The sequence below is a fragment of the Nautilia lithotrophica genome, assembly GCF_054656815.1.
On record NZ_BAAHXN010000005.1, the window covers coordinates 21,008 to 32,140 of the forward strand.

14 protein-coding genes are annotated in these 11,133 nt (G+C 32.6%); 12 read left to right on the forward strand and 2 right to left on the reverse strand.

Annotation, left to right across the window (positions count from 1 at the left end):
* Positions 1-143 precede the first annotated feature (143 nt).
* The 12 genes from ACYQ19_RS08760 (at position 144) to ACYQ19_RS08815 (ending at position 9,814) form a co-directional block, all read left to right on the forward strand.
* The gene (locus ACYQ19_RS08760) at positions 144-440 is read left to right on the forward strand and encodes a hypothetical protein (protein WP_459979051.1); all 297 of its coding nucleotides are present in this window, start codon (positions 144-146) and stop codon (positions 438-440) included.
* The gene (locus tag ACYQ19_RS08765) at positions 428-1,183 is read left to right on the forward strand and encodes a V-type ATPase subunit (protein WP_459979052.1); all 756 of its coding nucleotides are present in this window, start codon (positions 428-430) and stop codon (positions 1,181-1,183) included. The genes ACYQ19_RS08760 and ACYQ19_RS08765 overlap by 13 nt, the downstream gene beginning before the upstream one ends.
* On the forward strand, positions 1,158-2,897 hold the full coding sequence (locus ACYQ19_RS08770; protein WP_459979053.1) for a V-type ATP synthase subunit I: 1,740 nt from the start codon (positions 1,158-1,160) through the stop codon (positions 2,895-2,897). The genes ACYQ19_RS08765 and ACYQ19_RS08770 overlap by 26 nt, the downstream gene beginning before the upstream one ends.
* Entirely contained in the window at positions 2,872-3,159 is a 288-nt protein-coding gene (locus ACYQ19_RS08775) for an ATP synthase subunit C (protein ID WP_459979054.1), read from the forward strand. The genes ACYQ19_RS08770 and ACYQ19_RS08775 overlap by 26 nt, the downstream gene beginning before the upstream one ends.
* A complete protein-coding gene (locus ACYQ19_RS08780) occupies positions 3,156-3,449 on the forward strand; it encodes a V-type ATP synthase subunit F (RefSeq protein WP_459979055.1) in 294 nt (97 codons plus the stop codon). The genes ACYQ19_RS08775 and ACYQ19_RS08780 overlap by 4 nt, the downstream gene beginning before the upstream one ends.
* On the forward strand, positions 3,427-3,936 hold the full coding sequence (locus ACYQ19_RS08785) for a hypothetical protein (RefSeq protein WP_459979056.1): 510 nt from the start codon (positions 3,427-3,429) through the stop codon (positions 3,934-3,936). Before ACYQ19_RS08780 ends, ACYQ19_RS08785 begins: the two co-directional genes overlap by 23 nt.
* Positions 3,924-5,639, forward strand: a complete 1,716-nt coding sequence (locus ACYQ19_RS08790) for a V-type ATP synthase subunit A (protein WP_459979057.1) — start codon at positions 3,924-3,926, stop codon at positions 5,637-5,639. Before ACYQ19_RS08785 ends, ACYQ19_RS08790 begins: the two co-directional genes overlap by 13 nt.
* 1 nt (position 5,640) lies before the next feature.
* Positions 5,641-6,963 (forward strand): V-type ATP synthase subunit B, encoded by a 1,323-nt coding sequence (locus ACYQ19_RS08795; RefSeq protein ID WP_459979058.1) that lies wholly within the window; start codon positions 5,641-5,643, stop codon positions 6,961-6,963.
* Positions 6,956-7,525, forward strand: a complete 570-nt coding sequence (locus ACYQ19_RS08800) for a V-type ATP synthase subunit D (RefSeq protein WP_459979059.1) — start codon at positions 6,956-6,958, stop codon at positions 7,523-7,525. Before ACYQ19_RS08795 ends, ACYQ19_RS08800 begins: the two co-directional genes overlap by 8 nt.
* 223 nt (positions 7,526-7,748) lie before the next feature.
* Complete coding sequence (locus ACYQ19_RS08805) at positions 7,749-7,982, forward strand: hypothetical protein (protein WP_459979060.1); 234 nt, start codon at positions 7,749-7,751, stop codon at positions 7,980-7,982.
* Positions 7,983-7,985: 3 nt separating this feature from the next.
* Positions 7,986-8,927, forward strand: coding sequence for a hypothetical protein (locus ACYQ19_RS08810; RefSeq protein ID WP_459979061.1), 942 nt, complete (start codon positions 7,986-7,988; stop codon positions 8,925-8,927).
* The gene (locus ACYQ19_RS08815; protein ID WP_459979062.1) at positions 8,927-9,814 is read left to right on the forward strand and encodes an LPP20 family lipoprotein; all 888 of its coding nucleotides are present in this window, start codon (positions 8,927-8,929) and stop codon (positions 9,812-9,814) included. The genes ACYQ19_RS08810 and ACYQ19_RS08815 overlap by 1 nt, the downstream gene beginning before the upstream one ends.
* On the opposite strand, the gene ACYQ19_RS08820 is transcribed toward ACYQ19_RS08815, so the two are convergent.
* Positions 9,801-10,709 carry an RsmB/NOP family class I SAM-dependent RNA methyltransferase gene (locus ACYQ19_RS08820; RefSeq protein ID WP_459979063.1) on the reverse strand — a complete coding sequence of 303 codons (909 nt, stop codon included), beginning with the start codon at positions 10,707-10,709 and terminating at the stop codon, positions 9,801-9,803. The two genes, ACYQ19_RS08815 and ACYQ19_RS08820, sit on opposite strands and share 14 nt — an antisense overlap.
* 14 nt (positions 10,710-10,723) lie before the next feature.
* Positions 10,724-11,110 carry an Hpt domain-containing protein gene (locus ACYQ19_RS08825; RefSeq protein ID WP_459979065.1) on the reverse strand — a complete coding sequence of 129 codons (387 nt, stop codon included), beginning with the start codon at positions 11,108-11,110 and terminating at the stop codon, positions 10,724-10,726.
* Between the last annotated feature and the right edge of the window lie 23 nt (positions 11,111-11,133).

The window sequence follows — 11,133 nt, forward strand, 5'->3', positions numbered from 1 at the left end:
ATAAACCCAAATTAACTTCAATTAACCTTAACTAACTTTTATAACCTTAACTGACCTCAATTAACTTTAATTAACCATAAAAACTTCTTCCCATTTTTTTCATTTTCCTTTAATAAAGTGCTATAATATTTCAAAGGATTGAGATGAAAAGAATATTCGATCTGGATAGAGAGGCATATTTAATTATCGAAAATGCCGATAAAGAAATAAAAAAGCTTTTTGATGAGTTCGAAAAAGAAAAAAAAGAATTTATAACTAAATTTAAACAAGATCTTGTGATATATGAAGAATCTTTGAAAAAAGAGATGGATTCAAATTTAAAAAAATATGAAATTTCTTTACAAAAAAATCTTCAAGAAAAAGAAAAAAAACTGATATCCGTTTCGGTTGATAAAAACAAACTTTTTCAAAAAATAAAAGAAGAAATATGCGGGCATTAAAATACGCTTACGTAAACGCGCTTGTAAGAAGCCTTAAAAGTGAATTTTTAGATAAAAGCAAGCTTCTTTTATATGAAAACAGCGCCGATTTATACAATATGTTAACCCAAACCCATTATAAAAACATTTTAACATCCCCCGAAAAAGTGCATATTGATTTAGACACACATTTTAACAAGCTTTACAATAAAATAACAAAACCCTTAAACAAAGATGAAAAAAATCTGTTTTATCTATTTTTTTCAAATGAAAAAATAGACAAAAAAATAGCAAACTTAATAAAAACCTCTATTGATAAAATCTCTTCAAAAGACCAAAGGGAATTTAAAAACATTATCGGTAAATATTTTGATCTAATCAACATATTTACAATATTGAAATACAAAATAATATATAATCTCAAAATAGAGGATTTTTTTCACTCTTTGCTGCCCTATGGCAATTTGGATAAAAACAGACTTCAAACCCTAAGTTCGTCAAACAACTTATACGAATTTGCTACAAATTTACAAAACCTAATCGACATTCCTAATAAAAATTACAATTTTACTTTATTAAAAAAAGAACTTTTTACAAATTATTACAAATCACTTAACGGCGTCTGGTTCGGATACCCCTTTAAACTCTCCGTTCCTTTTGTGTTTTTGATGCTTAAAAAAAGAGAAATATCAAATATAAAAGCCGTTTTTACGGCGTTTAGTTATAATCTCTCAAAAAATGAAATTGAAGAGATGGTGGTATAAGATGTTTTTCCCGGAAAAAATGTTCAAAGTAACGTTTGAAATCCCCAAAGAAAAAATAGACACGTTTTTAGAAACTCTGGGGAAAGAAAAAATATTTCACATTAAAAAAGATTCCGTTAAAAAACACCCCTTAATTTATAAAATCAACAATTTAATAAAAAAAACGGCCGATCTGCTTTCAATTATAAACGAACCGTTACCTTCACCCAAAAAACACGAATTTACCATTGAAAATATTGAAAACATCCTGTCTTTACTGATTTCAGTATATGAAAACGTGTCATTCCGGGAAAAAGAGTATCAAAGGAAAAAAGAATCCCTTCAAAAACTTGAAAAGTTTTTGAGTATATTTAACCTTTCAAAAGAAGAATTAAAATTCAAATTTTTAAAATTCAAAGCATTTTACGCCGGTTATGAAAATTTTGAGGAAATAAAACTCGTATTGAGTGCTTATGATATATTGTGCGTTTATGAATATTTAAACGATTTCATCCCCGTGATTGCCGTTTACACGCCAGGTTCGGAAGAAAAAACCTCAGAAATTTTGCAAAAATTCACAATTACCCCTTTTAACGACGATTTATTCAATTTGGACATTAAAGATTTGGAAAAAGAACTTGCGCTAATTAATGAAGAAAAACAAAAAATAATAAAAGAAAAAGAAACCCTTAAAAAAATATATGCCCATTTGTTGTATCTCAAAAACCTTTATGAAGTTAAAACACACTTAAAGGAAAAAAGGGATTTTTATATTTTAGAAGGGTGGATACCAAAAAGTAAATTTAAACCCATGCCTTTTATAAAACATAAAGAAATAGATTATATAAACGCCCCTACATTGCTAAACACACCGGAATTTTTCAAACCTTTTGAAAATCTCGTAAAGACATATTCCCTTCCGAAGCCTTATGAAATAAACCCTACAATGTTTTTTGCCGTAATTTTTGTGTTTTTATTCGGACTTATGTTCGGGGATATAGGACAGGGGGCGGTTTTGGCCGCAATAGGTTATTTTTTAAAAACAAAACAAGAAATTCTTGGAAAAATTATGTTTTTAAGCGGCCTTTCGTCAATGGTTTTCGGTGCAATTTACGGACATTTTTTCGGTTTTGAGCTTTATCATCTGTTTTCCCCTATGGAAAACATCAATACGCTTATAGCTTTAAGTATATTCGCCGGCGGTGTAATCATTTCAATAGGCTTTGTTTTATATATGACCACAAATTATAAAAAAGGCGATATTAAAAAGCTTATTTTTGGCGAAAACGGGCTCTTGTCTTTTAGTATTTATCTGCTTCTGTTATGGATAGGCGTTAAAATGTTTATTTTACACACGGATATCAAACTCGATTTATTTATTTTAGCAGGCTTGTTTATTGTGTTTACCGGCTATACAATATATGAAAGCAAAAAAACATCCCAATCCCTTTTTCATTCCGTTATAGCGCTTTTGGAAAATATCACAAACACCGTATCCTTTGTAAGGACAGGTGCTTTCGCACTGGCTCACGCGGCACTTTTTTTAGCGGTGTTTACCATTGCTGAAATGATGAATAAAACGGGATACTGGATTACGATTATTTTAGGCAATATATTCGTTATAATACTTGAAGGGGTAATCGTTACCATTCAAACGTTAAGACTTGAATATTATGAATTTTTTAAAAGATTTTACGAAGGAGGAGGATATGAATACAAACCGTTCGAACTATAAAAAAATGGCGGCAATACTGCTATTCTTACCTATGATATTGTTTGCGGGTGATAACTCTTATGCTTATATAGCTTCCGCACTGGCTGTGGGACTTTCAAGTATTGCAGCCGGAATAGCGGTAGGAATGGTGGGAGCGGCTGCTATGGGAAGTATAGGTGAAAAGCCTGAGATTTCTACAAAAGCCCTGATTTTCTTAGGGCTTGCGGAAGGTATAGCGATATACGGACTTATCGTATCAATTATGATTTTAGGAAAAATATGAAAATAACTTTTATTGGAAACAAAGAAGAGTGCCTTGGTTTTTCACTTTGCGGGATAGAGACTATTGAGGTTAAAAATTTTGAAGAAGATCTTCAAAAAGTTTTAAAAAACAAGCAGATCGGACTGGTTATCGTAGCGGACAGATATTACGAAACCTTTAAAAACAAATTTTCTAATTACACCAAAAAAAACGCTCTTCCTGCCATTGTTTTTATTCCGTCATTCGAAAAAACATACATGCAAGAAAGCATAAAAGGATATCTCTCAAATGTTCTCGGAATCAGACTTTGAAAAATTAAAAATAAAAGCCTTAAAAGAGGCTGAAAATTTGGCAAACCGAAAAATAAATAAAGCAAAAGAAAAACTGCAAAAACAAAAAGAGCTATTTTTTAAAAGCTTTGATATGGATAAAGAAAAAAAACTATTAAAACTGAAATACGAAAAAATATTGAAAGAACAAGAACTGCTCTTGCAAAAAAAATACGAATCGGAATTTAAAACGATTTATGAAAAAGTTTTTGAAAAAACCAAAAAAGAGCTTTTGGAAAAAATACGACAAAACGCCCCAATCCTTTGCAGATGCTTTCTTAATAAAATTGACGAATATGAAGGCTGCCTTATATTGCCTAAATATTTAAAAGGAAAATGTAAGAGCCGTTTTGAAATAACGTATTCGGACAATGACTGCTTCATTTTTAAAACCGAAAACAAATATATCGTGTTTGACCCGGAAGAAAGTATCGAAAACGTATTAAAAGGCCTATTATGCTTAAAATAATTTCCGTTAACGGACCTATAGTAAAAGCTCTTTATGAAAACGAAACGCCTTTAATGTTTGAATTCGTATATATAGGGCAAAACAGACTAATCGGCGAAATAATCGGAATTGACAAAAAAATCATCACCATTCAGGTTTATGAAGACACTACATCGTTAAAATTAAACGAACCGGTTTACCTAACCGGCAATCTTTTAAGCGCCACTCTCGGGCCCGGACTTCTTGGAAACGTATATGACGGAATACAAAGGTCTCTTTTTTCAATGCCCGAGAGGATTCAAAAAGGCACAAAATCAAAATCTTTGGATGAAGAAAAAAGATATTTTTTTAAAGCTTTAAAAAGCAAAGGTGATGAGGTAAAAAAAGGAGAAATAATAGGCGAAGTTGATGAAAACGGAATAAAACACAAAATTTTAAGCGATTACGAAGGCGTTATCGAAGAAATTGAAGACAAAACCTGCACTATTAAAGACACAATAGCAACAATCGGCGGCAACACCCAAACAATGATCAAAAAAAGACCCCTGAGAATTCCCGCTTCTTTTGAAAAAAGACTCTCACCAAAAATTCCTCTTATAACCGGACAGAGGGTAATTGATTTTATGTTTCCGATTGCAAAGGGAGGGTCGGCTTCGATACCAGGCGGATTCGGGACGGGCAAAACCATTTTGCAACAGACACTCGCAAAATACTGCGATGCGGATATAATCATTTATATCGGTTGCGGTGAGAGGGGAAATGAAATGACGGAGGTTTTGGAAGAATTTCCAAAACTAACGGACCCTTACACCGGAAAACCTTTAATGAACAGAACCGTTTTAATCGCCAACACTTCGGATATGCCGGTATCCGCAAGGGAAGCTTCCATTTATCTCGGTATTACCATAGGCGAATATTATAGAGACCAGGGCTATCATGTGGCTCTTATGGCAGATTCCACATCCAGATGGGCTGAAGCTATGAGGGAACTTTCAAGCAGAATGGGAGAGCTGCCTATGGAAGAAGGATATCCTGCGGATATTTCATCAAAAATAGCATCTGTCTACGAAAGGGCTTCAATCGTCCAAACACACAGCTCAAAAATCGGCTCGCTTAGCATAATAGGTGCAGTCTCACCGGCCGGCGGCGATTTTTCGGAACCCGTAACCATACACACCAAACGCTTTACAAGCGTATTTTGGGCCCTTGACAAATCCCTTGCGAATGCAAGGTTTTATCCGGCGATAAATTACTTAAACAGCTATTCGAGCTATGAACTTGACGAATGGTGGGAAAAAATCGGAAATCAAAAAGAGATAAAGCAGTTTTTTAACGATATACTTCAAAAAGACGCAGCACTACAAAAAATCGTCCAGCTTTTGGGCGTTCAGGCACTCCCTGAAGAGGAAAAAATCACACTTTATACCGCAGAACTGATAAAAGAAGCATTTTTGCAGCAAAACGCTTTTGACGAAATTGACGCATTCTGCACCGCGCAAAAACAGATGGAAATGGCAAAAACTATAGTGTTAATACACAATATGTGGCAAAAAGCGTTTTTAAGCAAACAGATTCCTATAGACATACTTAAAAACCAGCCTGTAATTTCTGAATTTATAAGGGCAAAATATGAAATTCCGAATGAAGAGTATAAAAAATATGAAACGTTAAGAGAAAAAATAGAAACTTTTTACAATGAATTTATAAAAAATTACGGAGAATGATATGAGAGTAGAATACGAAGGGGCCGTAAAATTAAAAGGAAACCTGCTTTTTTTCGAAACTATTGAAGGCGTGGGTTACAATGAAAGCGTAACATTAAGATACGGAAATAAAACCCTCAAAGGGATAGTAAGCGCAATAGATGAAAAAATAAGCGTTATAGAAATTTTAGGTGACACATACGGGCTTGATATAAACAAAATAAAAGCCGAATTTCATTTTAAGCCTCTAAAAATAAAACTAAGCGAAAATTTAATAGGCAAAACACTTGACGCATTTGCCAATCCTATTGACGGGATAACGGAATATTACGAAAAAGAATCGGATATTAACCTCGGTGCTTACAATCCGGCTTACAGGGAATACCCAAAAGATATAATTCAAACCGGATTCAGCGCTATTGACGGATTAAACACTCTTATAAAAGGGCAGAAATTACCCGTTTTCGCTTTAAGCGGTCTGAAAAACGACGAATTTGTAGCAAAACTTGCTACACAAATATCCATAGAAAATTCCCTTATAGTTTTAGCCGCAATAGGTATGAGATTTGAAAGAGCCGAATATTTAATTAACAACATATCCTCAAAAAATTCACAAATTACCATTTTCTTAAATCTTGCAAACGAACCTACGATAAACTCCCTGCTGCTGCCAAGATCCGCCCTGACATTTGCCGAATATATGGCTTTTGAAAAGGGTAAAAACGTTATAGTAATATTATACGATATGACAAATTACGCCAATGCACTACGCGAAATTTCATCCAAAAAAGAAGAAATCCCCGGCAAAAAAGGATACCCGGGATATATGTATAGCGATTTGGCATCAATATATGAAAGAGCCGGAATTATAAAAGGCAAAAAAGGCTCAATTACCCAGATTCCTGTTTTGACCCTTCCGGATGACGACATAACCCACCCGATAGCGGATCTGAGCGGATATATTACGGAAGGTCAGATTGTATTTAGCCGCTCTCTTCATAAAAAAGGGCTCTTTCCGCCTATTGATGTATTAAGTTCTCTTTCAAGACTGATGAATTCGGCTATTGATTCAAGACATAAAAAATTTGCCTCCCAGCTTTATTCGTCTTATGCAAATGCAAAAAAAATAGAAAGTTTCGCTTCAATCATCGGTGAAAGCGAACTTAGCGAGCTTGAAAAAAATTATCTAAAGTTCGCAAAAAAGTTTGAAGAAAACTTCATAAGCCAGGACCTTCCGAGAAATATAAACGAAACTTTTGAAATTGCGAAAAAACTATTAAAAATATTGCCTCAAACCGAACTTACAAGACTTTCACAAAAAGAAATCGGAGAAATATATGATTAAAAACAAATCAACTCTGATTGAGCTTAAAAAAGACCTTGAAATTGTCCATGAAGGGGAAGAGATTTTAAGCAAAAAAAGAGATTTATTACTTAAAGAAATTATGCAGATAGTGGATATTGTGGATAAAAGAAGAAAAGAATTAAACGAAACAATAAAAAGCAGTTATAACATACTGATTAAAGCTCTTATGGAAAACAAAAATTTATCGCCCGTTCCATTTGTAAAAACGGAACTCAAAGTCGTTCAAAAAAGTTTTTTAGGAATTGTAATTCCGAAAATAGATTTTAAAATTACAAGCCGGCCCCAAATAGAATTAAATACAAATATTTTTGAAGATTTGGCAAGGGAAAGTTTTTTTAAAAGCTTAAAAATGATACTGGAACTTGCCGAACTTGAAATAAAAATATGGAAACTTTCAGTAGAGTTAAAACAGACCCTAATAAGGGTAAACGCATTAAAATACCACTATATACCAAAATATGAAAAAGAGATAAAAGAAATCAAAACATATCTTGAAGAGAGTGAAAGGGAATTTATAGCCGTAATTAAAAAGCTGAAATAAAAGTTATTTAGCTAATTGGTATATTTGTTATTGGTATATTGATAAGACTCTGGAAAATATTATTTTGAGAAAACATCTGCAGCGTAACGGTCAAAATTTTAGAAAATTTTGGGCACCGTAGCGAAGCCGTTTGAAAAAAATAATATTTTTCAGAGAAGAGGATTAATATATTTTTTCATTTTTTACATCTAAAATGATATAATTAATCAAAAAAGGGCTTCACATGAAAACAAACACAATAATTGCGGAATTTCCACTGGCTAATACCAAAGAAGGACTTATAACAGTTTCACATATTAACGAGCCATACGGGGAAGGAAGTAAACCGGTGGTAAGTATAGGTATATCTTTAAACGGAGATAATGAAAAACCCGACTGGAAAGCACATATTCCTTATGAAAACATTGATGACGTAATTGCGGCGCTTAAAGCTGCAAAAGAGAAATTTTCAAAATAACGGATGAGATTTTTCTTTTTGGTTTTACCGGTTCTGTTGTTTTTGGGATGTTCGAGTAAAATAAATCTTGCCGATTACAGACCGACTTTCGTTCCTAAAAATAGCGTGGCACCTACAGATTTTTCACCGAAAATAAAAAAAATATCCATTGTCAGATTTCCGAAATACAATTACAGACATTTAGATTTGAGTCAAAACGCAACATACAGATTAAGTTTTTTACTGCAAAATTCCAAATTTGTAAAAGTATTAAGAATCATAGACGAAAATCAGATAAATGACGAAATAAAAACTGCAGAAATAGCAAAGGAAACAAAAAGCGATATCGGGGCCGATTATTTGATTAAAGGCTCAATCCTAAACGTCACTTACACACCAAAATATCACCGAGGCTATTACTATTACGTAAAGAATAAAAACGGACAAAAAATCAGAAAATACTCACCTCCGTATTATTCATACGAAGCCTGCACGCAAATAAATATCCAGATATTTAACCTTCCTGAATTCAATAACGATTACGACAGAATTTTCAGTGCATGTTCGTATTATTCCGATAATATCTCATATACAAGGTTTTATTCAAATTTAATAATCAAAGCTTTAAATAAAACCATTTCAAACGCTTATAATTCCATCAAAAAATTTTTCGCACCGAAAGGTTACATATACGAAGTAAGAAAAAACGGGGATGATTTAATAGCCAAAATCACACTCGGAGCCAATCAGGGAATGTATGAAGGATTGAAATTAAATATTTACGATTTGAAAAAAGACCCAGTGACCGGCGAAATTGAAAAATATAAAATAGGTGAAGGCGAAGTCAGTAACATAATATTTGGCAATTCATGCTGGATTACCATAGACCTGGACGATAATAAGCAATTAAAAATAGGTGACATGGTAGAGCCTAATTTTGATACCTCTTTTTGGGATCTGTTCTGATGAAAAAATGGCTGGTTTTATTAACTATTTTTTTTATTTCCTGCACAAATCCGCAACCTCCAAAATGGTATATAAATACACCAAAAGATAATCCAAACTTTTTTTACGCCTCTGCCGAAGGATATACAAAAGAAAATGCCATCAAAAACGCTTTAAACGACATAGCTTCAAGAATAAATGTAAAAATCTCCTCCAATTTTGTCATAAACAAAGGTATTCACAACCAAAAAACATACAATGAAATATACCAGCAGATAAATACACAGGTAAACGATATAAGCTTTAACAATTATGAAATTTTAAAAACAAAAAAAGAAGATGATAAATATTATGTGCTCTTAAGGGTAAATAAACAAAAACTGATTCAAAATTTAAAAACAAAAATTCAAATCTCTCTTGCAAATATAAATTTTAACAATCAAAATGCAATAAACAACGTGATCTACGCATACAAAATCTTACACAAACTAAAAAAATTAAAAAGCGAAATTTTTATACTTGAATCACTTGGATTAAATATTTCCAATTACATTGATAAACTAAAAAATATCGAAACAAAAGCTATGAATATTATATTAAACACAACTTTTAAAATTAAAACAAACATGTTTAAAAACCAGACAATCGAAGCTTTTTCAAAATATATCGTTATTTCCGAAAACTCGGAAAATATTATAAAAATAAAAATCGATATTCAAAAATATCACCTGCTTGAAAATTTCATAATAAAAGGCAAAGCTTTAATTTATATTGACAGACCTTATACCCTAACTTTTTTAGGCAATTCTGTTTCTTCTTATAAAGAAGCCCAAGCTTTCGCGAAAGAAGAATATAAACTCAGACTCTTAAAATTATTAAACAAAATTTTTAAATTCAGTGTTTTTTAATTTTTGCAAAATAAAACCCGGAATATGCACCTTTTGGCAAAATTCTTATGGTTTTGGCTACATCGGGATGATACTCTTTATCTTCCCATTTGGTAATTCCTCTTTGAATATTGTCAATCGGAAGATCTACCTCAACAACTTCCGCGTTGTCGTATCTGTTCAAAAGAAAATCAACACTTTCTTCATTCTCTTCAGGCGCAAATGTGCAAGTTGCAAAGATCATCTCCCCACCAGGTTTTAAGGATTCAAAAGCGGAAATAATAAGTTCTTTTTGAAGTTTGGCAAATCTCCTTACCCTTTTAAGGTTCCACCAAGTAATACCCTCACTGAAATCTATATGTGCCTCGCTGCTGCATGGTGCGTCCAAAAATACTTTATCAAACATTTCACCCGTCGCCTTATATACAAACCTTCCGTCTTTATTGTAAGTTTGTATGTTTTTTGCGCCGTGTTCTTTAAAATTCCTTTTCATTCTGAAAAACCTGTTTTTGTCAGGCTCTACGGCACTTACCTTGTTTGCCGTTTCGCTGAATATAAGACTTTTACCGCCGGGTGCCGCCGCCAGGTCCAATACCCAGTCGTTTTCGTTTACATCTAATGAAATAGCGGATATTATGGATGAAAGGTTTTGAATGTATATTTTATTGGCCGTGTATGTTTTTGATTTGGTAATTTTTTTTCTCTCTTCAATAGGAAGGGTATATACCCATTTGCTCCACTTAACAGGTTTTGGGTTATATCCTTCTTCTCTTAATTCATTAATAGCTTCAATTCCTGCTTTATGTTTGTTTATTCTAAACGAAAACTCATTTTTTTCTTTTAATCCTTCTAAAATTTTAGGATTTATTCTGTTTATTCTTTCAATAAAAATAGCTTCATTGTCTTTATTTCTCACTTATTAATCTCCTTTTATAATTTAGGAACTTTAAAAATATCGGGATGAAGAGGTGCAAGCTCTTCATTTCTGTCAATATTGCCATACCATTCGTGAAATTGATCGGCAACTTTAAAAAGCCAGTCTATAAGTTCTTCTTTTGCTTCTTTTTTTTCTCTGGCCTTATCAAGCACATCTTCCACAAAATGGGCAAAATTTTTAATTCTGTCTATTTTTAAATAAGCGACCGCTGATTTAAGATTATGAAACATTCTGAATAAATCATTAACAGCTTCATCGTAATCAGTATAAAGCCTCTCAATCGTTAAATCAAGATTGTCTTCCATAATATCAAGCATCATTAAAAATTCTTCAATGATATTAGAATCAAATTCATTGTATAAATAATCCTGAATTCCCATTTTAAGCCTCCTTTGCAATGAGA